This is a genomic window from Massilia sp. LXY-6 (assembly GCF_051233485.1).
Lineage (GTDB): Bacteria > Pseudomonadota > Gammaproteobacteria > Burkholderiales > Burkholderiaceae_D > Telluria.
Window position 1 is genome coordinate 24,584 of record NZ_JBKFGF010000054.1, and the last position, 24,781, is coordinate 49,364.

The following is a 24,781-nucleotide window of genomic DNA, read 5'->3' on the forward strand; positions in this document are numbered from 1 at the left end:
CGCCAGCGCCGTCCCCCCCGAGCAGGCGGGGACCCAAGTTGACCTTCTTGGCCAGCCTTTTTGCGGCGCTGACCCTCACCGCCCACGCCGCCAAACCCATCCAGGAACCCGTCCAGGGTTTCCGCTTCCAGTTCGTCACCGGCGACGACAGCGAACTCACCCGGCGCATCACCGAAGACTTGTACAAGCGCCTGCTGCCCATCTTTGCCGGCTTCCGTACCGAGCTGGCCCAGCGCCGCCGCATGCTGTACGTGGCGATCGGCCCGGCGGCCCTGCGCGAGGTGGCAGCGAAGCGCTGCGACTGCGTGGTGATCTCCGCCTTCACCTCGAGCCAGGTGTACCGCGCGATCATGGCCAGGGCCGCGCATGGGGGCGCGCATCCGGTCGCCAGCACCGCGGTCTACGCCGAGCCGGCCCCAAGCGACCAGCTGCGCCTGGCCGCGCTGCTGTACCGCCGCCCGGTGCGCGTGGCCGCCATCCTCGGTGCCGACACCGCCTTCCTGCGTCCGGTGCTGGAGGCAGATAAAGTCACGGTGCTGGACGCCGGCGGCGAGGACATCAACCGCCTGCTGAACCAGATCGCCCAGACCGACGTGCTGCTGGCCCTGCCCGACAGCGCCGTCTACACCACCGAGAGCATCCGCAACATCCTGCTCTCGACCTACCGCCACAAGCAGGGCGTGATCGGTTTCTCGAGCGACATGGTAAAGGCCGGCGCGCTCGCCACCACGTATTCCGGGATCGAGGACATCGACGCCCAGGTCGCCGAGATCGCCCGTGCCTACGTGGCCGGCGGCGAGCTGGCGCCGCCGCAGTTCCCGCACTACTTCCGCACCATCGTCAACGAGGGCGTGGCGCGCTCGCTCGACCTCTCGGTCGGCGACGCGGTGCGCGGCTTTTCCCGCCGACCGGCGGATTCCGCGCTGGCGCGCCGGCCATGATTCGCCACTTCTCTTTCTGGCGCGGCTGGAGCATCGGCCTGCGCATGGCCTTCATCACCATGCTGCCGGTGGCGCTGCTGTTCTCGTCCTTCGTCTGGTATTCCTGGTACTCGCACCGCGCCCAGGTCGACGAGGAGCTGGCCGAGCGCGGCCGCATCCTGGCGCGCGCGCTGGCCGAGACCAGCGAGTACAACGTCATTTCCGGCAACCTGTCCGACCTGCGCCTGACCATCAACGGCCTGGTGCAGTCGGACCGCAGCGTGTACCGCATCGACGTGGTCGACACCGGCGGCAAGAACGCCGTCAGCGTCGTCTCCGAACACCCGATCCAGGCCGAGGCGCGCTCGTGGGAAGCGCCGATCCGCAAGCAGGTGGTGTGGATCAACCTGTTCTCGGACAACGGCACGCCGCACGTTTCCGCCTCCAGCGATACCCGTCCGCCGACCCTGACCACCGAGGTAGTGGGGCGGGTGCGGGTGACGATGTCGCCGACCAGCATGCTGGCCAAGCAGCTGCGCCGCTTCCGCGTCGAGCTGGCGATGGCGGCGCTGGCCCTGGTTGCCAGCGGCCTGCTGGCCTACTTCCTGGCGCGCAGCCTGACGGTGCCGCTGCAGGAGGCGATCGCCGTGCTGCGTGCGATCCGCGGCGGCGACTACCGGGTCGAGCTGCCGGTCACCACCGGCGGCGAGGTCGGCGAGCTGCAGGCGTCGATCGGCGAGATGTCGGTGGCGCTCGACCGCTCCAAGCAGGACCTCGAGAACAAGGTGGCCGAGCGCACCCGCGACCTGCTGGCCTCGCGCAACGAGGCGCTGCGCGCCGACGCCGACAAGCGCAAGCTGATCCAGAAGGTCAACAACATCATCGAGGACGAGCGCAAGAGCATCGCGGTCGAGATCCACGACGAGCTGAACGCCTCGCTGATCGCGGTGCGCCTGGAATCGCAGACCATCCAGCAGCTGGCCGCGAAGGCCCCGCCCGGCCCGGAGGTGCAGCAGATCGGCACCAAGGCGCAGGCGATCACGAAACTGGCGCTCGACCTGTACGCCAACGGCCGGCGCCTGGTGCGCCGCCTGCGCCCGGAGGTGCTGGACATGCTGGGCCTGCACGGCGCGGTCGAGGAGATGGTCAGCCACTACCGTTCCAGCTCCGGCATCGACTTCGAATTCCATACCGAGGGCGACTTCTCGCGGCTCGGCAACGAGCTCGCGATTTCCGCCTACCGCATCGTCCAGGAGGCGCTGTCGAACATCATGAAGCACGCCAACGCCGGCGCCGCCCACGTCAGCCTAGTGCTGTCGGACGAGGACGAAGCCCTGCACATCGAGGTCGGCGACGACGGCGAAGGCTTCGATCCGGCCCTGGCCTCCGAAGGCATCGGCATCATCGGCATGCGCGAGCGCGTGTTCGCCCTCGGCGGCACGATCCAGGTGCGTTCCCGGCCCGGACGCGGCACCACGGTGGCGATCGCCCTGCCGCTGGGCAGCGCAACTGAGGTACATTAGCGGCTTCGCATCACCCATCACTCAAGACACCCTAGACGGCCATCATGTCCAATGAATTGAAGACGCCTTTCGAGAAGGGCAACCAGAACCAGACCACCACCTGGGCCGATTGCATCGCCTGGTACGAGGAACTCGCCAAGCGCTACCCGCGCGTGTTGCGCTTCAGCCAGATCGGCACCTCGGATGCCGGCGTGCCGATCCACGCGGGCGTGGTGTCCGCCGACGGCGTGTTCGACCGCTTCGAGATCAAGCGCGACAAGCGCCCGGTGTTCTTCAACAATAACGGCATCCATCCGGGCGAGCCGGAAGGCGTGGACGCCTGCATGGCGCTGGTGCGCGATTTCTGCCAGGAGCCCGAACGCCTGGCCGCGCTCGGCCGCACCGTGTTCATCTTCATCCCGCTGTACAACGTCGACGGCGCCTTCAACCGCAACAACAGCTCGCGCGTGAACCAGGACGGCCCCGAGCAGTTCGGCTTCCGCGGCAACAGCCGCCACCTCGACCTGAACCGCGACTTCGTCAAGTGCGATACCCTCACCGCGCGCGTGTTCAACGAGTTCTTCGGCGCCTGGGATCCGGACGTGATGGTCGACACCCACACCTCGAACGGCGCCGACTACAGCTACACCATGACCCTGATCCAGACCCAGGCCGACAAGCTGGGCGGAGAACTTGGCGCCTTCCTGCGCGACACCATGGTGCCGGCGATGTATGCCGAGATGGACAAGCGCGGCTGGCCGACCTGCCCGTACGTGAACCCGGTCAAGGACAGCCCGGACCACGGCATCGCCGATTTCCTGGAGACGCCGCGCTTCTCGACCGGCTACGCGGCCCTGCACCACACGATCGGCTTCATGCCCGAGACCCACATGCTGAAACCTTTCGCCGACCGCTATCATTCGATGCGCGCGCTGGTCGAAACGGCGCTCGGCTTCACGGTCGCCAACGGCGAGCAGATCGTGCAACTGCGCCGCGCCGCCAAGCAGCAGGGCCGCACCCGCCGCGAGTGGCCGATCCACTGGGCGATGGACGAAGCGAATCCTTCCAGCTTCCGCTTCAAGGGCTACGAGGCCAGGTATAAGCCCAGCGTGCTGGGCAACTACCAGCGCCTGTGGTACGACCGCAGCGCGCCGTTCGAGAAGGATATCCCATACTTCAACCGCTTCCCGGCCGACGTGGTGGTGTGGGCGCCGCGCGCCTACGTGGTGCCGCAGCAGTGGCGTGAAGTGATCGAGCGCCTGCAGTGGAACGGCGTGCGCATGGAGCGCGTGACGGCCGACCGCGAACAGGACGTGGCCTGCTACCACGTCAGGTCGGTCACCTCGCGCCCGCACCCCTACGAAGGCCACATGTTCCACGACGACGTGCAGCTCGAGCGCCGCTGCGCCAGCGTGAGCTTGCGCGCCGGCGACTACCTCGTGCCGTTGGACCAGGACAATGCCCGCTACGCGGTCGAGATGCTCGAACCGCTGGGCCACGACAGCTTCTTCCGCTGGGGCTTCTTCAACAGCGTGCTGGAAAAGAAGGAAGCGTATTCGGATTACGTGTTCGAGGACGAGGCCGAGAAGCTGCTGCGCGACGAGCCGGAACTGGCCGCCAGATTCGAGGACTGGAAACAGGCGCACCCGGAGCTGCTGGAAGACCAGGAAGCGGTGCTGGACTTCATCTTCGCCCACTGCGCGCGCTACCGCGAGCCGGAGTGGCGCCGCTATCCGGTGTTCATGATCGACTGAATTCCAGCCAACAGAAAGGATCACGATGAAGCACAAGACCATTGCGGCGCAAGCCGCTGCCATCGGCTGGCTGGCGCTGGCCGCGCAAGTGTCCGCCGCGCCCTCGGCCGGCCAGACCTATTTTGAACACAACTGCGCAAGCTGCCATACGGTCGATCCCAAGCTGGGTTCGCGCGCGGGCCCTGGCCTGTACAACGTGGTGGGCCGCAAGGCGGCTGGAGTAGCCGGCTATAACTATACCGATGCTTTAGCGAAGGCCGGCGCCGCCGGCAAGACCTGGACCCGCGAAGAGCTCGACGTTTTCCTGCGCGACCCGAGCAAGGACGTGCCGGGCACCGCGATGCCGATCGGGATTGCGGATGCCAAGGCGCGCGCCGCCGTGATCGGCTACCTGGCTTCCCAAAGCGGCAAGCCGGCAGCGGCGGCGGAGGCTGCAGCCCCGAAGACCGCCGGCGGCGACAAGAGCGGCGCCTGGCTTGACGACAAGCCGGGCGACCTGCACCACCTCAGCATCGACAAGCTGGCGGCACCGTTCGCCAGCGAGAGCGCCGGCAACGGCCCGAAGGTCGCCGCGCGGCCGGACGGCGCGCTGCCGGCGGTGCCGAAGGGTTTTACAGTGTCCGTGTTTGCCGGCGAGACCGGCAAGGCGCGCTTGGCGCTGCGCGCGCCGAACGGCGACATCATCGTCTCCGAGGCCAGCAAGGGCCAGGTCAGCATCCTGCGGCCGGGCGCCAACGGCGACAAGGCGGAGTCAAGCAGCGTGTTCGCCACCGGCCTGTCGCGTCCCTACGGCCTGGCCCTGTGGCCGTCCGGCGCGAACCCTAAATACCTGTACGTCGCCAACGTCAACTCGGTGGTGCGCTTCCCGTACACGGTCGGCGACCTGAAGGCGAAGGGCGAGCCGGAAACCGTGGTCGAGAAGATCGCCGACACCGGCGGCGGCCACGTCACCCGTACGCTGGCGTTTTCGAAGGACGACAAGACGATGCTGCTGTCGGTCGGCTCGGCCACCAACATCGCATCGAGCATCGGACCCAAGCCGCCCGAGGCGCTGGCGCAGTGGGAAGGCAAGCACGGCCTGGGCGCCGCCTGGGGCGAGGAGACCGACCGCGCGGCGGTGCTGGCGTTCGACGCGGACGGGAAAAACCGCCGTCCGTTCGCCAACGGCCTGCGCAACTGCGTCGGCATGCTGGTGTACCCGCAAACCGGCGACCTGTTCTGCAGCGTGAACGAGCGCGACGAGCTGGGCGACAACCTGCCGCCGGATTATGTGACGCGCGTAAAACAGGGTGGCTTCTACGGCTGGCCGTGGTACTACCTGGGCGCGCACGAAGACCCGCGCCTGAAGGGCATCCGCCCCGACCTGAAGGACAAGGTGACGGTGCCGGACACCCTGATCCAGGCGCATTCGGCGCCGCTGGGCATGGTGGTCTACCAGGCCCCGGCGGGTGCGAAGCACGCCTTCCCGAAGGAGTACGAGGGCGACATCTTCCTGGCCCTGCACGGCTCCTGGAACCGCGGCACCCGTACCGGCTACAAGGTGGTCCGCGTGATGATGAAGAACGGCGTGCCGACCGGCCAGTACCAGGACTTCATGACCGGCATGGTGCTGAGCGACCGCGACGTCTGGGGCCGTCCGGCCGCGGTGACGGTGGCGGCGGACGGGGCCTTGCTGGTGGTTGACGATGCCGGCGGCGTGGTGTGGCGCGTGGCACCGGAAAAATAGCAACGTCGTCCCCGCGGAGGCGGGGACCCAAGTTTGCTGGCTTACCGATAACGCTTACAGAACTTGGATTCCCGCCTGCGCGGGAACGACGTAGGTGTTTATTTGGATTCGGCAATCCACCGATCGACCTTCTTCTCCAGCAGCGCCAGCGGCAGCGTGCCTTCGCCGAGCACGATCTCGTGGAACTTCGGCAGGCTGAATTTCGGCCCCAACGCGGATTCCGCGCGGCGGCGCAGTTCCTGGATCTTCAGGGAGCCGATCTTGTAGCCCAGCGCCTGGCCCGGCCAGGCCATGTAGCGTTCGGTCTCGCTGCGCGCGATCGATTCCGGATAGCCCAGGGTCTCGCGCATGTACTGGATCGACTGCTCGCGGGTCCAGCCTTTCGCGTGCATGCCGGTATCGACCACCAGGCGCACCGCGCGCAGCATCTCGTCGTTCAGGTGGCCGAAATAATCTTCCGGCTTATCGAACAGGCCCATCTCCTTGCCGAGGGTCTCTGCGTACAGCGCCCAGCCTTCGGTGAAGGCATTGTTGCCGCCGAACTTGCGGAAGTTCGGCAGGTCCAGCTCCTGCATCAGGGCGATGTGGAAGTGGTGGCCCGGCTGGCCTTCGTGCAGGAACAGCGTCACCATGCCGGTGCTGCCGTACTGGGTCGGATCGTTCACCACCGACCAGAACACGCCCGGACGCGAGCCGTCCACCGCCGGCGGCGTGTAGTGGTCCGAGGCCGTCGCGCGCGACAGTTCCGGCTCCAGGCGCAGGTCGAGCGGGGTCTTCGGACGCAGCGTGAACAGTGCCGGCAACTTCGTCCTGAGCTGGGCGTCCAGCTTGCGGTAGACGGCGATGACTTCCTGGTCGGTCTTGAAGGGCTTGTACTTCGGCTGTTCCAGCACCCAGGTCGGCAGGCCGGCGGCCGGGCCGTTGTAGCCCATCTGCGGGCCGATGCGCGCGTACTCGCCCTGGATGCGCGCCACTTCCTTCAGGCCGATCTGGTGGATCTGCTCCGGTTGCAGGTCGGTGGTGGTCTGGCTCGCCACGCGCGCCAGGTACCAGTCCATGCCGTTCGGCAGGGCGTTCCAGCCGGTGCTGGTGCGGCAGGCCGGGATGTATTCCTTCTCCAGGAAGGCGGCCAGGCGGGCCAGCGCCGGATTCAGCTTGGCCTCGATGGCGCTGCGGTAGCCGGCGCTCAGCTTCTTCCTGTCGGCGTCCGAGAACTTGGCGGGCAGGTTCCTGATCGGGGTGTAGTAGATGCTGTCTTCCGGCTTATTCGCCACCAGCTGCTTGAACTGGGGCAGGGCCGACAGCATGACCGCCTTCGGCTGCACCACGCCGCGCTGCATCCCTTCGCGCATGTTGGCGATTGCCTGGTCGATCCACGGGCCGAGCTGGTTCAGGCGGCTCAGGTAGGCCTGGTAATCCTTCACGCTCGCCAGCGGCTGGGCGCCTTCGCCGCCGGCGTAGTTCGCCAGCGTCACGGGCAGGCTGTCCATCTGGTTGATCGGCAGCAGGTTCTCGGGGAAGGGCTCGAAGCGCAGCGCCGTCGCCAGCTCGTAGTCGAGGATGTCGTAGCTGGTCTGGTCGCGCTGCGCCAGGGCGTCGCGGCGGATCGCGTGCAGGCGCTTCAGGTAATTCTTGTAGCGCGCGAATTGGGCAGCGCGGTTCTTCGGCGCGATCGACATGCCGATCTGGTCGGCGAAGCGGTTGTCGCCGCTCTCGCCGGCCGAGACCGGGTCGAAGCGCGCCAGCGCATCGTAGTACTCGTCGGCCAGCTTGTTCAGGCGCTGCGATTCGGCGTTGGTGCCGGCCACGGCAGTCTTGGCGGCGGCCGGCTTGGCTTCGAGGGCGCCGGCGGGCGCGCAGGCGAGCATGGCGGCGCATGCGATCGCGCCCAGCTTCAGGATGTGTTTCATGTGTCGTTGAATGTGCGGTGGTAAAAACAAGGCGGCGACAAGGATACGCCTTGCGCCGCCCGCGGCCCAGTCTTTACGGGGCTTTATTAATAGCTTGCCAGCGGAGACAAGGCACCGCCCTTGAAGGTATATACCGTCACCGCGGTCTTCTTCAGGTTGCCGCTCGGGTCATAGCCATAGGTTCCGGCCACGCCCTGGTAGCTCATCGTGTGCAGGGCCCTGCCCACCGCGGCCGCGTCGACCGTGTTGGCGCTCTTGATGGCCTGGGCGATGAACATGGTCTGGTCGTAGAAGGCCGGCGCGTAGACGTCCGGGTCGCGCTGGAAGCGCTGCTTGTAGCGCGTCTTGAAGGCCGGGCCGCCGGGCTGCTTGTCGAGCATGGCGCCGGCTTGCGCGCACAGCACGTTCTCGCCGACGGCATCGCCGCCCAGCTTGGCCATCTCGGGGCTGCACAGGGTGTCGCCGCCGAGCAGGCGGACATTGCTCAGGCCGAGCTGCTTCATCTGGCGCGCCATCGGTGCTCCCTGCGGCGCATAGCCGCCGAAGAAGATCGCGTCGACCTTCTTCGCGCGGAAGGCGGTCAGGATCGAGGAGAAGTCGCTGGCCTTGTCGTTGGTGAACTCGCGGCCGGCCACGCTCAGGCCCGAGGCGCGCGCTTGCTTCGCGAATTCGTCGGCGATGCCCTGGCCGAAGGCGGTACGGTCGTCGATCACGCCGACGGTCTTGATCTTCAGTTCCTTCGCCGCATAGGCCGCCATCGATCCGCCGACCTGGTTGTCGCTGGCGACGATGCGGAACACGTTCGGGTAGCGCGACTGGGTGATCTTCGGATTGGTGCCGACCGTCGACATCAGGATGCCGGCGTCGTTGTAGACGCGCGATGCGGGGATGGCGACGCCCGAGTTGTACGGGCCGAGCACGAATTTCACGCCGGCGTCGGCGAATTTCTGGGCCACGTTCACGCCGGCCTTGGGGTCGCCCTGGTCGTCTTCGGACATCAGTTCGAAACGCAGCAGCTTGCCGCCCACCTTGAGCTTCTGCGCGTTGAGTTCCTCGACCGCCAGGCGTACGCCGTTTTCATTGTCCTTGCCGGCAAACGCGTTCGCGCCCGACAGCGGTCCGCTCACGCCAATGCGCACCAGCTGCTCCTGGGCGGAAGCGCTCAGCGCCGTCAGACCGGCGGCGAGCGCCAGCGCCAGCGGCGCGATCTTGAATTTCGATGGCATTCACAGTCTCCGTTATGTTCTAACGGGCGCCATCATCGCATGATTCACTTCAGGCGGCGAGCCCGTGCGAAATCAGTTCCAGCGGCAGCGCCGTGGTGCACTTGATCTGCTCCATCGAGAAGGCCGAGGAGACGCCGGCCAGCTGGGCGGTCTTGATCAGCTTCTTGTAGAAGCGGTCGTAGCCTTCGATGTCGGTGGTGACCACCTTCAGCAGGTAATCGATCTCGCCGCTCATGCGGTGGAATTCGAGCACTTCGGGCAGGGTAACCACGGCCGAGGCGAAGCGTTCCAACCACTTCTCGTCGTGTTCCTTGGCGCGCACGCTGACGAAGACCGTCACCGGCAGGCCGACCTTGTTGCGGTTGATGATGCTGACCCGGCTCTCGATGTATCCCTCTTCTTCCAGACGCTTGACGCGCTTCCAGCAGGGAGTGCTGGACAGCCCGACTTTCTCGCTCAGCCCGGAAATCGACAGGGTGGCGTCCGCTTGCAGAGCGGCAAGAATCGCGCAATCGTATTTGTCGAGAGAGATCATTTTCTTATGCAGTAAGAATCAGAATGTCAGTTCTTATTTTAGAGGAAAACAAAGGAATTTTAGTACATCTTATTCTGCCTCAGTCCGTAACATATTACTCAACTATGGCAGCTTGTGTGCATATTATTTTTTGTTTTTAGCAATTTTTACGGCATTTTATTCATGAGCCACGATATCTACCTCGACGCCAACGCCACCTCGCCCGTGCTGCCCGCCGCAGCCAGCGCCGCCCTCGAGGCGATGCAGGCCTGTTTCGGCAATCCGAGCAGCAGCCATGCGACCGGCCTGCGCGCCAAGGCCATGCTCGACGGCGTGCGCGTGCGCGCGCGCCGCGTGCTCGGCGCCGGCACCGGCCGGGTGCTGTTCACCAGTGGCGCCACCGAAGGCATCCAGACCGCGGTGCTGTCGGCGCTGTGCGCGGTACGCGAGCGCCGCGCCGCCGGCGAGGAATGCGGCGACCTGCTGATCTACGGCGCCACCGAGCACAAGGCGGTGTCGGAAAGCCTGGCACACTGGAACCGCCTGCTCGGGACCGGGCTGACCCTGTGCGCGCTGCCGGTCGACGGCGCCGGCCGGCATCGCCTGGATCTGCTGCGCGAGCTGGCCCCGCGCGCGGCAATGGTCTGCACCATGGCCGCCAACAACGAGACCGGCACGGTTTCCGACCTGGACGGCATCGCCGGCGTGCTGCGCGAATGCGCCCCGCGCGTCTACTGGATGGTCGACTGCGTGCAGGCGCTCGGCAAGCTGCCGCTGGATCTGGCCGGCTCGCGCATCGACTACGCGCCGTTCTCCGGCCACAAATTGTATGCGCCGAAGGGCATCGGCATGCTCTACGTGAGGGACGGCGCGCCGTACACGCCCCTGATCATCGGCGGCGGCCAGGAAGCGGGCCAGCGTTCCGGCACCGAAAACATGGCCGGCATCGCGGCGCTGGGCGCGGTGCTGGCCGCGCTGGAACAGGGAGACAGCTTCCGCACGCACGCCGAACTGGCGGCGATGCGCGCACGCCTGGCGGAAAGCTTGGTTGAGGCCTTCCCCGGCATCGTGTTCAACGCGCCCTTCGAGCTGACGCTGCCGACCACCCTGAACTTCGCGGTGCCGGACATGGCGAGCAAGGACCTGCTCGACCTGTTCGATGCCGCCGGCGTGCGCGTCAGCGCGGGCTCGGCCTGTTCGGCGGCGAAAGCCGCGCCCAGCTATGTGCTGGAGGCGATGGGCCTGCCGGCGTGGCGCACCAGCGGCGCGGTGCGCCTGTCTTTCGGGCCGCTCGCGACCGACGCTTTCATCGATGAAGCCTGTGCGCGGATCCGCCGCTGCGGCCGGGCGGCGCGCCATCCGGCTCTGGCACCGTCGACGTTCAGCGGCGACAGGAGCGGCCTGCTGCAGGTGAGTGCCGGCGGGCGCCACGGCTGGATCCTGTTCGATGCCGACGCCGCTACCTGCGTGGCGATCGATCCACCGGCCGGCATGGCGGCGCGGATCGCGGCCCAGGTCCGGGGCAGCGGCCTGCGCATGCTGGCGGTGCTGGGCACGGACGCCGATCCGGCCGGTGCCGAAGCCCGCGCCGCGCTGCGCGCAGCCCTCGGCCTGGACACCCATGCAGCGGACACGCTCGGCTGGCCGCGCGCCGGCGCCGGCGTTGGCTCCATCACGCTGGGCGATGGCAGCGCCGCCCCGGCGATCGCGATCGGCGATGAGGTGCTGGTAAGGCTGGCAGGCGGAGATGGCCGCGGCGCCGTGTTCCTGGCCGGCCGCGCCCGCGACGGCAAGCTGGGGCCGGCGGCGGTGCGCCTGGCCTTTACCGGCGGGCTCATGATCGGCGAGGCAGCGCCGCATGGCCTGGCGCGCCTGGTCGACGGCGGGTCGGTGCTGTGCCATGGCCTTGACGCCGGCGGCGCGCCCTGCACCACGGCGCAGGGGCTGCGTACGGCGCCGGCGGGGCCGCTGCAGCAGCTGCAGCCGGAGCGGCTCGATGCCTTCCTGCGCGCGCACGAGGACGCGCTGCTGGTCGACGTGCGCGAAGCCTGCGAGCTCGAAGCGGGCACGGCGCACCTGCACGGCATCGAAGCGCAGGCGGTGCCGCTGTCGCGCCTGGCCGAACACCTCGGCCACTTCCTGGCGGCGCCGCGGCGCCCGCTGGTATTCGTCTGCCGCAGCGGCAACCGCAGCGCGCGGGCGGCGCTGTGCCTGCAGCGCCTGGGCCATGCGCAAGCCTGGAGCCTGGCCGGCGGCCTGGCCCTCGCCCCGGCCGCATAAGAAAGTCCGCGGGGCGGCAGCGTCGCCTGCCGCGCATTGCGCCGGCGGGGCTTTGGCGCGAATACGACAAGTAGCTGCCGGCCGTGGCGGCTTCCAGCTACACTAGCGTTATCCCGTCATTACAATAACCCCCCTTACTAAAAATCGAGAAAACGATGAGCGAACGTACAAGCGTCGCGGCCCTGGCCGCGTTCGGATTGTTGACTGTGGCCGCCAGTACGGCGCTGCCGGCCTATGCCGCCGACTGGAGCGACACGGCGATCAGCTGGCGCTACGGGCAGCGCTTCCGCGAGCCCTTCAACCCGGCCGACATCAAGAAGAACATCTTCGCGCTGACCCACGCCAGCGGCTACAAGTACGGCTCGAACTACTTCAACGTCGACCTGCTGCAGTCCGACAGCAATGACCCCGGCTCGCTGAACCAGACCGAAGGCGCGCAGGAAGCCTATATCGTCTACCGCCACACGCTCGACATCGGCGCGCTGCGCGGCGCGCCCATCGCCTACGGTCCCGTGAAGGGCCTGGGCCTGGTGCTGGGCTTCGACTGGAACACCAAGAACGACGTCGGCTACAACTCGCGCAAGCGCATGCTGGTCCTGGGACCGACCCTGATGTGGGATGTGCCCGGCTTCCTCAGCACCGGCATCCTCCTGATCCGCGAGAGCAATGCGCCGAGCGGCGCCTTCCCGCCGATTTCCCAGGTGCGCAGCCGTTATACCTACGACTACCACCCGATGCTGTCGGCCAGCTGGGGCATCCCGGTCCCGAACAGCTGGGCTGGCGGGTACGGCGCCGGCTGGTCCTTCGAGGGCTACCTGAACTATATTGCCGCCAAGGGCAGGGACGAGGTCGGTAACCCGACCGGCGCCGAGACCAACCTCGACATGCAGCTGATGTACGACCTCGGCAGCCGTTTCGGCCAGCCGAAGAACCGCTTCCGCGTCGGCGTCGAATACCAGTTCTGGAACAACAAGTTCGGCAACACGGCGGCCACGACCGGCAACCGCGGCCAGCGCGCCAGCACGCCGATGGTTCGCGCCGAATACCACTTCTGATCAGTCTATGTTTTTGTCAATTAAATAATAATAAATTGACATCATCATGAGCCGGTGATCAAGATGGGGGAATGATGCAATTGCAAAAATTGCATCATGAAAACCTCATCCCTTTCCCCATCCCCGGCCTGGTCCCGCTGCCTCATCCTGGCAGCGGCCAGCTTTTGCAAGCTTGCCGCCGCGGTTCCTGTCCCGCACGAGCACCAGGAGTTCGAGGCGATGCTCGATGCGCCCTACCACGGCGAAGGCCGCGGCCTTGATGCGCGCACCTTTACACTGTCCTTCGATTACCCGGGCCTGCGCGGACACCGCAAGCTGCGCTGGCACCTCGCATTGGTGGCGCCGGGCGGTCGGGAGGTCGCGCGCTGGCAGGGCGGGACCCTGTCCGGCCGGCCGGTCGACGTACCGGTGCGCTGGCCGGGGCGGCTGGGGAACAGGTTGGCGAACCGGCGGCCCGCACCCGGCGTGTACCGGGTGCGCCTGCGCGCCGCAGCGGGCAGCGAAGAGGTCGAGCAATCCTGGGACATCGCCGTCGGCAGCCCGCCGGTGCCCGCACTGCCGGCCTTCGCTCCGCTGCCCGGCCGGCACACCGTCCTGCAGGCTGCGCCGGCGGCGGGCGCGCTGCCGTACACCGTCTATTACGGCAACCTGCACAGCCAGACCCGCGACAGCGACGGCGGCGGCGCCCTCGATGATTGCCGCGGCGCGCAGGACCCGCAGACCGCGCCCTTCGGCCCGGACGCCGCCTTTCCCTACGCCCGCGCGCATGGCCTGGACATGCTGATGGTCTCCGAGCACAACCACATGTATGACGGCTCGGACGGCACCCGCGCCGATGCCGATCCGGCCGCCGCCAGGGCGCTGTACCAGGCCGGCCTGCAAACGGCACGGGACTTCAACGAACAGCACCGCGACTTCCTGGCCCTGTACGGCATGGAGTGGGGCGTGATCAGCAACGGCGGCCACCTGAACATCTTCAACAGCGACCAGCTGCTGGGCTGGGAAAGGAACGGCAAGGGTGAACTGCTGGCCGACACCGCCACCGCGCGCAGCGACTACGGCGCGCTGTACACGCTGATGCGCAAGCAGGGCTGGATCGGCCAGTTCAATCACCCTTCGCTGAACGACCAGTTCAAGGTGGATGGGGTGCCGCTGGCTTACACGGCGGACGGCGACGAAACGATGGCGCTGTGCGAGGTGATGAACACGTCGGCCTTTTCGGCCAACGACAAGGAAGCGGAAACCCGGCGCAGCAACTTCGAGGCGGCCTGCAACAAGCTGCTGGAAGCGGGCTACCATGTGGCCTTCAGCAGCAACCAGGACAACCATTGCGCCAACTGGGGCGCCTCGTACACCAACCGCACCGCGGTGCTGGTGCCGAACGGCGAGCCGCTGACCCGTGACAGCTTCGTCGCCGCGGTCCGCGCGCGGCGCGTGTTCGCGACCATGGACAAGGAATCGCAGCTGGTGTTTACCGCGAACGGACACTTGATGGGCGAGCGCTTCGACAACCGTGGCGCGCTCCAGCTGTCCGTGCAGTTCGCGAACGGCGCCGGGCGGCGCGCGGCGGCCATCGCGATCATGGAAGGGGTGCCGGGCCGGAACGGCGCGGTGAGCCAATTAACGCTTGATGCGTCGTCGACTGTCACGCCGGCGCCGGGCCAGCATTTCTACTATGTGAAGCTGACCCAGGACGACGGCAAGGTATTGTGGTCGGCGCCGGTGTGGGTCAACCAGCTGGCGGAAGAGCAGCCTTAGAGGCTTGGCGCATCAAAAGCCGAGCGCATCAAAAGCCGAGCGCATCAAAAGCCGAGATTTCTGCCGAGGCCGAACAAGGTGGCCAAGCCCAACACCAGGAAGATCAGGGCCGCGATGCCGTGCACGAGCCTCAAGGGCACGCGCCCGGCGATGCGGTCGCCGAAGTACACGGCCGGCACGTTCGCCAGCATCATGCCCAGCGTGGTGCCGGCCACCACCGCTACCGCACTGGAATAGCGCGCAGCCAGCGCCACCGTCGCGACCTGGGTCTTGTCCCCCATCTCGGCCAGGAAGAAGGCGATCACCGTGGTCAAAAAGACGCCGAAGCGCGCCGGCGCCGCTTCTTCCGCATCGATGTCGTCCGGGACCATGACCCAGGCGGCCATGCCGATGAAGGCCAGGCCCAGCACCCAGCGCATCACGTCGGGGCCGAGCAGCTTGCCGACCAGTGCCCCGACCGCGGCGGCGAAGGCGTGGTTGGCGATGGTGGCGGCAAAGATGCCGAACACGATGGGCAGCGGACGGCGGAAGCGCGCGGCGAGCAGGAAGGCCAGCAGCTGGGTCTTGTCGCCGATTTCGGCGAGGGCGACGATGCCGGTGGAAACGAGGAAGGCGTCCATGTGAAGCGACAGGGCGGGAAAAGCAAAGGCGCGATCATAGCAGAGGCGGGCGCTTTCTAGCATGCATTGAAAATGCTATCCTGCTGGCGCCTGCTTATTCAGCTCAGTCTCCAAGGAATCCCACAGTGCACTCCATGAACCGCATCGCAGCAGCCCTCCTGATCGCATTCTCCGGCGCCGCCCTGGCGCAGGCTCCGGCTCCGGCCGCTGTCCCGGTGTCGACCGCCGCGGTGCCGACCGCCGCGGTATCGACCGCCGCGGCAGCGCCCCAGCTCTCCTACCTCGGCAGCGACGTCGAACGCGTCATGAAGCTGTTCGACGTGCCGGGTATCGCCATCGCCATCGTGAAGGACGGCCAGGTGCTGACTGCGCGCGGCTTCGGCGTGCGCAAGCTGGGCGCGCCCGACAAGGTCGACGGCAAGACCCTGTTCGAAGTTGCCTCGAACTCGAAGGCCTTCACCGCCGCCGCGCTGGCGATGCTGGTCGACGAGGGCAAGCTGGCCTGGGACGATCCGGTCACCAAGCACTTGCCGGATTTTCAAATGTACGACGCGTATGTCACCCACGAGATGACGGTGCGCGACCTGCTGACCCACCGCAGCGGCCTGGGCCTGGGCGCGGGCGACCTGCTGTGGTGGCCGACCACCAGCTTCTCGACCGACGAGATCATCCACAAGCTGCGCTATATCGCACCGAGCACCAGCTTCCGCAGCAGCTACGCCTACGATAACCTGCTGTACATCGTGGCCGGCAAGATCGTCGCCGCGAAGTCCGGCAAGACCTGGGGCGAGACCATCCGCGAGCGCATCCTGACGCCGGTCGGCATGGCCGGCACCACCACCAGCCTGGCGGAAAACGCCGGCAATCCGAACGTCGCCAACGCCCACAGCAAGATCAACGAGAAGATCGCCGCCGTGAAGGCGATGCCGGTGCCGAACGCGGTCGGCGCGGTCGGCATCAACACCAACGCCGAGGACATCGCACGCTGGATGAACGTGCTGCTGGCGGGAGGCAAGCTGCCCGCAGGGGCCGGGACAAGTGCGGACGGCAAGGAAGCACGCCTGTTCAGCGCCAAGCAGGCGCGCGAGCTGTGGACCGCGCAGACGCCGATGCGCACCGGCGAACCGAACGCCAAGCTGGCCGGTACCAAGGCCAACTTCGCCGCCTATGGCCTGGGCTTCCAGTTGCGCGACTATCACGGCCGCCTGCTGGCCCTGCACAGCGGCGCGCTGCAGGGCTTTTATTCAAAAGTGGTACTGGTGCCGGAAGAGAAGCTTGGCATCGCCATCCTCACCAACGCCGAAAGCGGCGGCTCCTTGAACGCGCTGCAGTGGCAGCTGCTGGGGCGCCTGGTGGACAAGGATGACAAGACCGACTGGATCGGCGCCGTCGCGTCGGTCGAGGAAGAGATGCACGCCAAGGAAAAGGCGCGCCTGGCCAAGACCGGCGCCGCGCGCGCGGCGAAATCCCAGCCTTCGCTGCCGCCCGCATCCTACGACGGCGACTACCAGGATCCGTGGTACGGCATCGCCACCATCAAGCACGTGGGTGGCAGGCAGGTGCTGTCGCTGTCGCGCACGCCGGACCTGACCGGGGAACTGGAGCACTTCCAGCACGACACCTTCATCGTGCGCTGGAAGGAGCGCAACTTCAACGCCGACGCCTACGTGAGCTTCGCGCTGAACCCGGACGGCAGCATCGAGCGCATGAAGATGCAGCCGATCTCCACCGAGACCGACTTCAGCTACGACTTCCAGGATCTGAACTTCACGCCCGTGAAGAAGTGACGAGCTAGATAGGCGGCACCGGATTGAAGCCTGAAACCGCCCGGTACTTGCCGCTGCCGTAGCGCAGCACCTGGCGCTGGTCGATCGCGACCGGCGGCGCCAGGTGGGCTTCGGCGCGGCTCATCGCGCCCTGGTAGTGGATGACGAGGTCGCCCGGCTGGCCGCGCGAGGCCTCGATGGTCCAGCCGCTCTCGATGGCGTAGCAGTCATGGCTGTCGGTGTGGGCGCCCTCGGGCAAGTGCGAGGAGACCGGAACCGGTTCCGGCGTATGCGGCTTCACCAGCGGCTGCAGGCGGCGCGCGCAGTCGGCCGCGCTGTCGGCATTCAAGCCGGACAGTGCCATCTCGACCGCCGGCTCGCGCCGCACGGCGCCTTTCTCCACTTCGTACAGCGCCATCCAGGTGCCGCAATACCCGTCCCAGCAGCTTCCGTATTCGATGCCGATGCCCTGGCGCTGCTCCGACAGCGTGACCGCGCGCACGTTCGCCGTGCCGTGGAAGCCGCGCCAGGCAAACACTCCCTGGCGCCCGGCCACGACCCAGGCGGTGCCACGCTGCTCGAACCGGTAGGACGCCAGGGCCATCGGCGTCAGCTGGCTGACCGCCGGCTTGCCGTCCTCTCCGGCCGGCGCCAGGCCGGCGACCAGCATGACGCGCCCGGGGGCCAGGCGCAGCACCAGCTTGGGTTCGGCGATCACGCGCGCCGGTCCGGCGCTCCAGCCGTCGCGGCCGGCACCCGGCGCAGGGCCGGGCAGGGACACGGTCTGCACGCGCGCGGCCGTGCTGTCGGCCCAGCCCGGAAAGGCCAGGGCCATCAGCTGTGCCGGCGCCGGCAGCGCGGCGGATGCGGCGGACATATGCGAAGGCGTGGCGCCGGCGCCCAGCACCGACGCTGCTGCGAGGGCGGCGCACAGCCGGGTGGTCCGCTGCTGCAAATGGGGCATATTCAGATCTTCTTGCCGTTCCAGATTTCCATCATGTCCGGCGAGCCCTGCGAACGGATTCCGTTGTCGGACAGGATGTTCTCGGTGGCGTCCAGCATCTCCTTGCGCGGCAGGACCATGGTCTCGCCTTCGCGCTGGGCGAAGCGCAGCACCAGCAGGTCGTCCTTCAGGTCGCGCAGCAGGGCCACCAGATGGCGCAGGCTGCGCACCGGCACGCCGTTCACCGACTCGACCACCGAACCGAAGCGGTTGCTGTAGCCCGCCGTCAGCTTGTGCGGGAAGAACGGCGAGCTGATGACCACCAGCTCCTCGTGCTGGGCGTCCGGCGCGTCGCCGCGGCGCGTCACCAGCGGGCTGGCGTTGAAGCTGAAGGCGTTCAGCGCCGCCGCATTCGTGTTCATGAAGGCCAGGTATTCCGTGGTGGCGCGCGAGAACACGATTGGGCCATACACGAAATAGGACGGGTAGCCGCCGTTCAGGTCGGGAATCAGGAGCTGGCGCGGGCCGCCGGCCGGCACCTGCACCTGCAGGGTCTTGCCGCCGCGGACCACGGTCAGCGGCACCTTGCCGTCCTTCGCGACCTGCTGCACGCGGTACTGGAAGCGCACGCGCAGGTTCGGGCCCAGCTTGACCATGCCCTGGTTATCGACCGGATAGTCGCCAATGCGGGTGATGAGGTCCCATTCCTTCAGCGGATAGGCAGGGTCGGTGCTGTGGGGGCGGTGCACGATCGCGCCCTCGACCGACTTGTCGAGCTTGAGGTACTGGCGCAGGACCGGGTTTTCCAGCGTCTGGATGGAGTCTAGCAGCAGCGGCTTGCCGTCGTAGCGGCCGTCCGCGATGTCGCTCAGGAACAGTTCGACCTCCTCGTTCGGGATCACGTAGCCGATGTTCTGGGCATTCGCGACGCCGGAGAAGGCCAGACCGATCATGCGGTCGCCGGCGATCACCGGACCGCCGCTGTTGCCGGGGTTGATCGGCGCGTCGATCTGGACCCGCAGGCCGGCGTTGCCGAAGCCGTAGGGGACGAATTCGACGCGCGAGACGATGCCCTTGGTGATCGACAGCGAGCTGCCGCCGACCGGATAGCCGTAGGCGAACACCTGCTCGCGCACGTCCGGCAGCACGCTGGCGCGCGGCAGCGCCGGATGCTTGTCGAAGAAGGATTCGTCGTCGAGCTTGAGCACGGCGAGGTCCATGCCGCGCGCCACCGCCACCACCGTGGCCCCGACCTTGTCGCCGTCCTCGCTGGCCTGCACCTGCACCTGGCTGGCATAGCCCACCACGTGGGCATTCGTGAGAATGCGCTTGCCCTCGATGATCACGCCGGAACCGGTGACGTCCTGCGGCGTGGCCTTGGTCCACGGCTTGTACGGGTCGGGCCGGCGCAGCGTCGAAAAGATCTTGACGACCGAACGTTCGACGCGGGACGAGATGGCGGGCGCGGTCGGCGCAGCCTTGGCATCCTTGTCCTGGGCCTGGGCGGCGAGGCTGGCGGCAGCGAGCAGGGCTGTGGCAGCGATACGAGAAAATGTCATGCGTTTCTTTAACTTAAAAAATTGCTGGTTGACTATACACCGGGCGGCCCCATAAAAGTTCACAAATATTCACCAGTGCGTCACATTGTTGGTTTTACGAACTTGAGCGTCATGCGGTCGCTCTCGCCGATGGCCTGGTACTTCGCGCGGTCTTCGTCGCGGTTGGCGAAGGTCGGCGGCAGCGCCCACACGCCGCCCTTGTGGTCGGCATTGTCCTTCGGGTTGGCGTTGATCTCGGATTTGCCGGCCAGCTTGAAGCCTGCGCTCTCGGCCATCTTGATCACATACGACTCGTGGATGTAGCCGCTGGAAGCCTTGGCGTCCTGCGGCATGGATTCCGGCAGGCGGTGATCGGTCACGCCCAGCACGCCGCCCGGCTTCAGGCTCGTGTAGATGGCCTTGAACATGTCCTTGACCTTGTCGTCGCCCAGCTCGACGAAGTTGTGCACGTTGCGGAAGGTGAGCACCATGTCAACGCTGTTTGGCGCGGCGAAGTTGTAGATGGCCTTTGGCGGATTGAAGCCGCCCCGCACGACCTTGTCATACACCGCCGGGTTGGACTCCAGCATCGTCTTGGAGATGAGGCCGCCGCCGATCAGCTTGCCGTCCTGGCGCAGGTAGGGTGCCAGGATCTCGGTGTACCAGCCGCCTTCCGGCAGCAATTCGACCACCGTCATGCTCGGCTTGATGCCGAAGAAGCTCAGGGTCTCGTACGGGTGGCGATACGCATCGCGCGCCACGTTGGCGGCGCTGCGGTGGCTGCCGGCAATCGCCGCGCGCAGTTGCGTGTCGTCGGCCTGCGCGGTGCCGGCCAGGCCGGCCGCAAGCAAGGTAGCGAGGATGAATCGTTTCATGTTCGGGTCTCCAGGATCGGTGGGTGCCGGCGCCATGCCGGTTCTGCTGGCGATCATCGGCCAGTCGATAATTGTCGTCAAGTAAAGATTGCATATACATCAAATGCGTCCGCGCGGACACTGTCCGGACACGCCGCGGACACGTGCAAGCCGGACACTGGACGGCTCCCGCATCCGCAAACATGGCCTCAAGCGCTTGGCATAAAGATTGCCTATTCAAAAACTTTGCTTGCTGATATGGTTCAGCAGCACAAGACAAAGTAGAAGCGCAGCATAACAAGAGCGGTCCGTCCGCCGGGCCACTGTCCACCTCAGGAGACGTCAATGGAACGCCGTACTTTCCTCAACATCAGCGGCCTGGCTTTCGGCTCGATGCTGGTGCCCGTATTCGGCCGCGCGATCGCCGCCGAAGAGCTGCTCAACCCGATGCCGGCCGCCGCCAAGAAGATGTTGGCCGACACCGCGCTGGGGGCCGCCACCAAGGCCGGCGCCAGCTATTGCGACGTGCGCATCGGCCGCTACCTCAACCAGTACGTGATCACCCGCGACCTGAACGTCGAGAACGTGGTCAACACCGAGTCGGCCGGCATCGGCGTGCGCGTGGTCTGCAACGGCGCCTACGGCTTCGCCGCCACCAACGACATGAGCCCGGACGGCGTGGCCGGCGCGGCGCGCCAGGCGGTGGCGATCGCCAAGGCGAACGCCAGGCTGCAGTCCGAGCCGGTGCGGCTCGCACCGGTCAAGGGCATGGGCGAGGTGTCGTGGGCCACGCCGGTGGTCAAGGACTGGCGTACGGTGCCGATCAAGGAAAAGGCCGAGCTGCTGATCGCCGCCAACAAGGCCGGCATGGACGGCGGCGCCAACTTCATGCAGTCGATGCTGTTCCAGGTGAACCAGCAGAAGTACTTCGCGTCCACCGACGGCTCCTACATCGACCAGGACATCCAGCGCCTGTGGGCGCCGCTGACCGCCACCGCGGTCGACAAGGCGACGGGTAAATTCCGTTCGCGCCAGGGCTTGTCGGCGCCGGTCGGCATGGGCTACGAATACCTGGCCGGGCGCAAGGAAGACAAGATCAAGGCCGCCGGCGGCGTCGCCACGCTGTACACGAAATCCTATGACATCGTCGAGGACGCGCGCGCCGCGGGCCGCGACGCCAAGCGCAAGCTGAGCGCCAAGAGCGTCGCGCCGGGCAAGTATGACCTGATGCTCTCGCCCGAACACCTGTGGCTGACGATCCACGAATCGGTCGGCCACCCGACGGAACTGGACCGCGTGCTGGGCTACGAGGCCAACTACGCCGGCACCAGCTTCGCCACCCTCGACAAGTGGGAGTCGAAGAAATTCAACTACGGATCAAAGCTGGTGAACATCGTGGCCGACAAGACCACCCCGGGCTCGCTCGGCAACGTCGGCTACGACGACGAAGGCGTCCAGTGCAAGCGCTGGGACATCATCAAGGACGGCGTGCTGGTCAGCTACCAGGCCACGCGCGACCAGGCCCACATCATCGGCAAGACCGAATCGGACGGCTGCTCGTACGCGGACAGCTGGAGCAACGTGCAGTTCCAGCGCATGCCGAACGTGTCGCTCCAGGCGGGCACGAAGAAGATGACCCCGGACGAGATGGTCAAGGACATCAAGAAGGGCATCTACATCGTCGGCGACGGTTCGTTCTCGATCGACCAGCAGCGCTACAACTTCCAGTTCGGCGGCCAGCTGTTTTATGAGATCAACAACGGCAAGATCGGCCAGATGCTGGAAGACGTGGCCTACCAGTCGAACACCCAGGACTTCTGGAATGCCTGCACCGCGCTGTGCGACGAGCGCGACTGGCGCATGGGCGGCTCCTTCTTCGACGGCAAGGGCCAGCCTCCGCAGATTTCCATCGTGTCGCACGGCGCCTCGACCGCGCGCTTCAACGGCATCAACGTCATCAACACCGCCCGCAAGATCGGCTAAGGCAGGGAGCACACCATGACCATCCTGACCCAGGAACAAACCAAGCATATTTGTGACCGCGTGCTGTCGCTGTCCAAGGCCGACGAATGCAGCGTGACCGTGGAAGGCAGCCGCAAGGGCAACATCCGCTTCGCGCGCAACGCGGTCTCCACCGCCGGCCTGGCGGAAGACACCGGCATCGCCGTGCAGGTCGCCTTCGGCAAGCGCCAGGGCACCGCCACCATCAACGAGTTCGACGACAAGTCGCTGGAAAAAGTCGTGCGCCGCGCCGAAGACCTGGCCAGGCTGGCGCCGGAAAATCCGGAGTTCATGCCGGCCGTCGCCAAGCAGAACTACCGCGCGTCCGAGACCTTCAGCAAGAAGACCGCCGCGATCGATCCGGAATTCCGCGCCCAGTCCGCGGCCTATGCGATCGAAGCCTGCCGCAAGCAGAAGCTGGTGGCCGCCGGCTTCTTCAACGACAGCACCTCGTTCACCTCGGTCGCGAATTCGAACGGCGTGTTCGGCCACCAGATTGAAACCGGCCTGGACTTCACCTGCACGGTCCGCACCGAAGACGGCCGCGGCTCCGGCTGGGTCAAGCGTTCGGCCACCGACGCTGCGAAATTCGATCCGCGCGAAGCGGCCGACGTGGCGATCGAGAAGGCACTGCGCTCGGTAGACTCCCGGGCGCTGGAGCCGGGCCGCTACACCGTGATCCTGGAGCCGGCCGCGACCTCCGAACTGCTCGGCTTCATGCTGTTCGGCTTCGACGCGCGCCAGACCGACGAGGGCCGCAGCTTCCTGTCGAAGAAGGGCGGCGCCTCGCGCCTGGGCGACAAGCTGTTCGACAGCCAGGTCAACATCTGGGCCGATCCCTGGAATCCGGACGTTCCGGTGCTGCCGTGGGATAACCAGAACCTGATCGCGCGCGAACGCATGGACATCATCAAGGACGGCAAGGTCAATGCCCTGAACTACTCGCAGTACTGGGCCAAGAAGAAGGGCGTGAAGCCGACCGCGACGCCGGGCAACATCATCATGGCCGGCACGGATAAATCGACCGCGGACCTGATCGCCAGCACCAAGAAGGGCATCCTGGTGACCCGCACTTGGTACATCCGCATGGTCGACCCGCAGTCGGTGCTGCTGACCGGCCTGACCCGCGACGGCACTTTCTACATCGAGAACGGCAAGATCAAGTACCCGATCAAGAACTTCCGTTTCAACGAGAGTCCGGTGACCATGCTGAACAACATCGAGGAGATCGGCAAGCCGGTCATCATCGGCGGCGACGAGGTGCCGTTCCAGATGGCGATTCCGCCGATGAAGGTACGCGATTTCAATTTCACGTCGCTGTCGGACGCGGTGTAAAAAGTAATACGTCGTCCCTGCGCAGGCGGGGGCCTAAGTTCTGCATGGGCTGACGAAACGCATACAAACTTAGGTTCCCGTCTTCGCGGGAACGACGGGTATTCTTGGAGATTCAATGGAACGCCGTACCTTCCTGACCCTCGCCGCCGGTACCGCCGGCGCCATGCTGGTCCCCGTCTTCGGCAACGCCATCGCCGCCGAAGAGCTGCAAAGCACGATGGCCCTGAGCTTGAAGAAGGCGCTCGCCGATGCCGCCCTGAACGCGGCCACCAAGGCCGGCGCCAGCTATTGCGACGTGCGCATCGGGCGCTACCTGAACCAGTTCATCAGCACCCGCGACCTGACGGTCCAGAGCGTGACGAACACCGAGTCGAGCGGCATCGGCGTGCGCGTGATCGCCGATGGCGCCTACGGCTTCGCCGCGACCAACGCGATGAATCCGGATGCCGTCGCCAACGCCGCGCGCCAGGCAGTGGCGATCGCCCGCGCCAACGCCAGGCTGCAGACCGAGCCGGTGCAGCTCGCCCCGGTCAAGGGAGTCGGAGACGTCGCCTGGGCCACGCCCATCAAGAAGGATTGGCGCGCGGTGCCCGTCAAGGACAAGGCCGAGATGCTGATCGCCGCCAACAAGGCGGGCCTGGACGCCGGCGCCAGCTTCATGACGGCCAACCTGTTCCAGGTGAACCAGCAGAAGTACTTCGCCTCCACCGACGGCTCGTACATCGACCAGGACATCCACCGCCTGTGGGCGCCGCTCACCGCCACCGCCGTCGACAAGGCGACCGGCAAATTCCGTTCGCGCGCCGGGCTGGCGCCGCCGGTCGGCATGGGCTACGAATACTTCGATGCGCGCCCCGAACACAAGATCCGCGCCGCCGGCGGCGTCACCACCCTGTACAAGGGCGGCTACGACATCGTCGAGGAAGCGCGCAACGCCGGCAGGCAGGCGCGCGAGAAGCTGGGCGCCAAGAGCGTCGAGCCGGGCAAGTACGACCTCGTGATCGCGCCGGAAAACCTGTTCCTGACGATCCACGAATCGGTCGGCCACCCGACGGAGCTGGACCGCGTGCTGGGCTACG

18 protein-coding genes are annotated in these 24,781 nt (G+C 66.6%); 11 read left to right on the forward strand and 7 right to left on the reverse strand.

The window, feature by feature from the left end:
• Positions 1 to 47 precede the first annotated feature (47 nt).
• From ACI48D_RS22055 to ACI48D_RS22070, 4 genes are read left to right on the forward strand one after another with little or no spacing between them, the layout of a single operon-like run.
• Complete coding sequence (locus ACI48D_RS22055; protein ID WP_435573384.1) at positions 48 to 941, forward strand: hypothetical protein; 894 nt, start codon at positions 48 to 50, stop codon at positions 939 to 941.
• Complete coding sequence (locus tag ACI48D_RS22060; RefSeq protein ID WP_435573385.1) at positions 938 to 2,443, forward strand: HAMP domain-containing sensor histidine kinase; 1,506 nt, start codon at positions 938 to 940, stop codon at positions 2,441 to 2,443. The genes ACI48D_RS22055 and ACI48D_RS22060 overlap by 4 nt, the downstream gene beginning before the upstream one ends.
• Positions 2,444 to 2,487: 44 nt before the next feature.
• A complete protein-coding gene (locus ACI48D_RS22065) occupies positions 2,488 to 4,176 on the forward strand; it encodes a M14 family zinc carboxypeptidase (RefSeq protein ID WP_435573386.1) in 1,689 nt (562 codons plus the stop codon).
• A gap of 25 nt (positions 4,177 to 4,201) precedes the next feature.
• Positions 4,202 to 5,902: a PQQ-dependent sugar dehydrogenase gene (locus ACI48D_RS22070; RefSeq protein ID WP_435573387.1), complete on the forward strand. Its 1,701-nt coding sequence runs from the start codon at positions 4,202 to 4,204 to the stop codon at positions 5,900 to 5,902.
• Between the two features lie 98 nt (positions 5,903 to 6,000).
• Here the strand turns inward: ACI48D_RS22070 and ACI48D_RS22075 are convergent, their stop codons facing one another.
• The 3 genes from ACI48D_RS22075 to ACI48D_RS22085 form a co-directional block, all read right to left on the reverse strand.
• Entirely contained in the window at positions 6,001 to 7,812 is a 1,812-nt protein-coding gene (locus ACI48D_RS22075) for a DUF885 domain-containing protein (protein ID WP_435573388.1), read from the reverse strand.
• Positions 7,813 to 7,898: 86 nt separating this feature from the next.
• The gene (locus ACI48D_RS22080) at positions 7,899 to 9,038 is read right to left on the reverse strand and encodes a branched-chain amino acid ABC transporter substrate-binding protein (protein WP_435573389.1); all 1,140 of its coding nucleotides are present in this window, start codon (positions 9,036 to 9,038) and stop codon (positions 7,899 to 7,901) included.
• A gap of 49 nt (positions 9,039 to 9,087) precedes the next feature.
• The gene (locus ACI48D_RS22085) at positions 9,088 to 9,573 is read right to left on the reverse strand and encodes an Lrp/AsnC family transcriptional regulator (RefSeq protein WP_435573390.1); all 486 of its coding nucleotides are present in this window, start codon (positions 9,571 to 9,573) and stop codon (positions 9,088 to 9,090) included.
• 162 nt (positions 9,574 to 9,735) lie between these two features.
• Here ACI48D_RS22085 and ACI48D_RS22090 point away from each other — a divergent pair, with 162 nt between their 5' ends.
• The 3 genes from ACI48D_RS22090 to ACI48D_RS22100 all read left to right on the forward strand — a co-directional run bounded on the left by ACI48D_RS22090 (position 9,736) and on the right by ACI48D_RS22100 (position 14,645).
• A complete protein-coding gene (locus ACI48D_RS22090) occupies positions 9,736 to 11,832 on the forward strand; it encodes an aminotransferase class V-fold PLP-dependent enzyme (RefSeq protein ID WP_435573391.1) in 2,097 nt (698 codons plus the stop codon).
• Between the two features lie 155 nt (positions 11,833 to 11,987).
• Positions 11,988 to 12,887 carry an outer envelope protein gene (locus ACI48D_RS22095; protein WP_435573392.1) on the forward strand — a complete coding sequence of 300 codons (900 nt, stop codon included), beginning with the start codon at positions 11,988 to 11,990 and terminating at the stop codon, positions 12,885 to 12,887.
• Positions 12,888 to 12,983: 96 nt separating this feature from the next.
• A complete protein-coding gene (locus ACI48D_RS22100) occupies positions 12,984 to 14,645 on the forward strand; it encodes a CehA/McbA family metallohydrolase (RefSeq protein WP_435573393.1) in 1,662 nt (553 codons plus the stop codon).
• Positions 14,646 to 14,689: 44 nt separating this feature from the next.
• On the opposite strand, the gene ACI48D_RS22105 is transcribed toward ACI48D_RS22100, so the two are convergent.
• Positions 14,690 to 15,265 carry a TMEM165/GDT1 family protein gene (locus ACI48D_RS22105; protein ID WP_435573394.1) on the reverse strand — a complete coding sequence of 192 codons (576 nt, stop codon included), beginning with the start codon at positions 15,263 to 15,265 and terminating at the stop codon, positions 14,690 to 14,692.
• Between the two features lie 134 nt (positions 15,266 to 15,399).
• On the opposite strand from ACI48D_RS22105, the gene ACI48D_RS22110 reads away from it, so the two are divergent.
• Positions 15,400 to 17,052 carry a serine hydrolase gene (locus ACI48D_RS22110; protein ID WP_435573401.1) on the forward strand — a complete coding sequence of 551 codons (1,653 nt, stop codon included), beginning with the start codon at positions 15,400 to 15,402 and terminating at the stop codon, positions 17,050 to 17,052.
• A gap of 4 nt (positions 17,053 to 17,056) precedes the next feature.
• Here the strand turns inward: ACI48D_RS22110 and ACI48D_RS22115 are convergent, their stop codons facing one another.
• The 3 genes from ACI48D_RS22115 to ACI48D_RS22125 form a co-directional block, all read right to left on the reverse strand.
• Positions 17,057 to 17,995: a hypothetical protein gene (locus tag ACI48D_RS22115; protein WP_435573395.1), complete on the reverse strand. Its 939-nt coding sequence runs from the start codon at positions 17,993 to 17,995 to the stop codon at positions 17,057 to 17,059.
• A gap of 2 nt (positions 17,996 to 17,997) precedes the next feature.
• Positions 17,998 to 19,533, reverse strand: coding sequence for a trypsin-like peptidase domain-containing protein (locus ACI48D_RS22120; RefSeq protein ID WP_435573396.1), 1,536 nt, complete (start codon positions 19,531 to 19,533; stop codon positions 17,998 to 18,000).
• An 80-nt stretch (positions 19,534 to 19,613) separates the two neighbouring features.
• Positions 19,614 to 20,387 carry a class I SAM-dependent methyltransferase gene (locus ACI48D_RS22125; protein WP_435573397.1) on the reverse strand — a complete coding sequence of 258 codons (774 nt, stop codon included), beginning with the start codon at positions 20,385 to 20,387 and terminating at the stop codon, positions 19,614 to 19,616.
• Between the two features lie 324 nt (positions 20,388 to 20,711).
• Here ACI48D_RS22125 and ACI48D_RS22130 point away from each other — a divergent pair, with 324 nt between their 5' ends.
• The 3 genes from ACI48D_RS22130 to ACI48D_RS22140 form a co-directional block, all read left to right on the forward strand.
• Entirely contained in the window at positions 20,712 to 22,349 is a 1,638-nt protein-coding gene (locus ACI48D_RS22130; protein WP_435573398.1) for a TldD/PmbA family protein, read from the forward strand.
• A 15-nt stretch (positions 22,350 to 22,364) separates the two neighbouring features.
• Entirely contained in the window at positions 22,365 to 23,702 is a 1,338-nt protein-coding gene (locus tag ACI48D_RS22135) for a TldD/PmbA family protein (RefSeq protein ID WP_435573399.1), read from the forward strand.
• A gap of 115 nt (positions 23,703 to 23,817) precedes the next feature.
• On the forward strand, positions 23,818 to 24,781 hold a 964-nt coding region (locus ACI48D_RS22140), incomplete at its 3' end, for a TldD/PmbA family protein (RefSeq protein WP_435573400.1).

Coding starts and splice junctions, on each gene's coding strand:
- ACI48D_RS22060 (WP_435573385.1), top strand. CDS start 938: ATGATTCGCCACTTCTCTTTCTGGCGCGGCTGGAGCATCGGCCTGCGC.
- ACI48D_RS22065 (WP_435573386.1), top strand. CDS start 2,488: ATGTCCAATGAATTGAAGACGCCTTTCGAGAAGGGCAACCAGAACCAG.
- ACI48D_RS22070 (WP_435573387.1), top strand. CDS start 4,202: ATGAAGCACAAGACCATTGCGGCGCAAGCCGCTGCCATCGGCTGGCTG.
- ACI48D_RS22075 (WP_435573388.1), bottom strand. CDS start 7,812: ATGAAACACATCCTGAAGCTGGGCGCGATCGCATGCGCCGCCATGCTC.
- ACI48D_RS22080 (WP_435573389.1), bottom strand. CDS start 9,038: ATGCCATCGAAATTCAAGATCGCGCCGCTGGCGCTGGCGCTCGCCGCC.
- ACI48D_RS22085 (WP_435573390.1), bottom strand. CDS start 9,573: ATGATCTCTCTCGACAAATACGATTGCGCGATTCTTGCCGCTCTGCAA.
- ACI48D_RS22090 (WP_435573391.1), top strand. CDS start 9,736: ATGAGCCACGATATCTACCTCGACGCCAACGCCACCTCGCCCGTGCTG.
- ACI48D_RS22095 (WP_435573392.1), top strand. CDS start 11,988: ATGAGCGAACGTACAAGCGTCGCGGCCCTGGCCGCGTTCGGATTGTTG.
- ACI48D_RS22100 (WP_435573393.1), top strand. CDS start 12,984: ATGAAAACCTCATCCCTTTCCCCATCCCCGGCCTGGTCCCGCTGCCTC.
- ACI48D_RS22105 (WP_435573394.1), bottom strand. CDS start 15,265: ATGGACGCCTTCCTCGTTTCCACCGGCATCGTCGCCCTCGCCGAAATC.
- ACI48D_RS22110 (WP_435573401.1), top strand. CDS start 15,400: ATGAACCGCATCGCAGCAGCCCTCCTGATCGCATTCTCCGGCGCCGCC.
- ACI48D_RS22115 (WP_435573395.1), bottom strand. CDS start 17,995: ATGCCCCATTTGCAGCAGCGGACCACCCGGCTGTGCGCCGCCCTCGCA.
- ACI48D_RS22120 (WP_435573396.1), bottom strand. CDS start 19,533: ATGACATTTTCTCGTATCGCTGCCACAGCCCTGCTCGCTGCCGCCAGC.
- ACI48D_RS22125 (WP_435573397.1), bottom strand. CDS start 20,387: ATGAAACGATTCATCCTCGCTACCTTGCTTGCGGCCGGCCTGGCCGGC.
- ACI48D_RS22130 (WP_435573398.1), top strand. CDS start 20,712: ATGGAACGCCGTACTTTCCTCAACATCAGCGGCCTGGCTTTCGGCTCG.
- ACI48D_RS22135 (WP_435573399.1), top strand. CDS start 22,365: ATGACCATCCTGACCCAGGAACAAACCAAGCATATTTGTGACCGCGTG.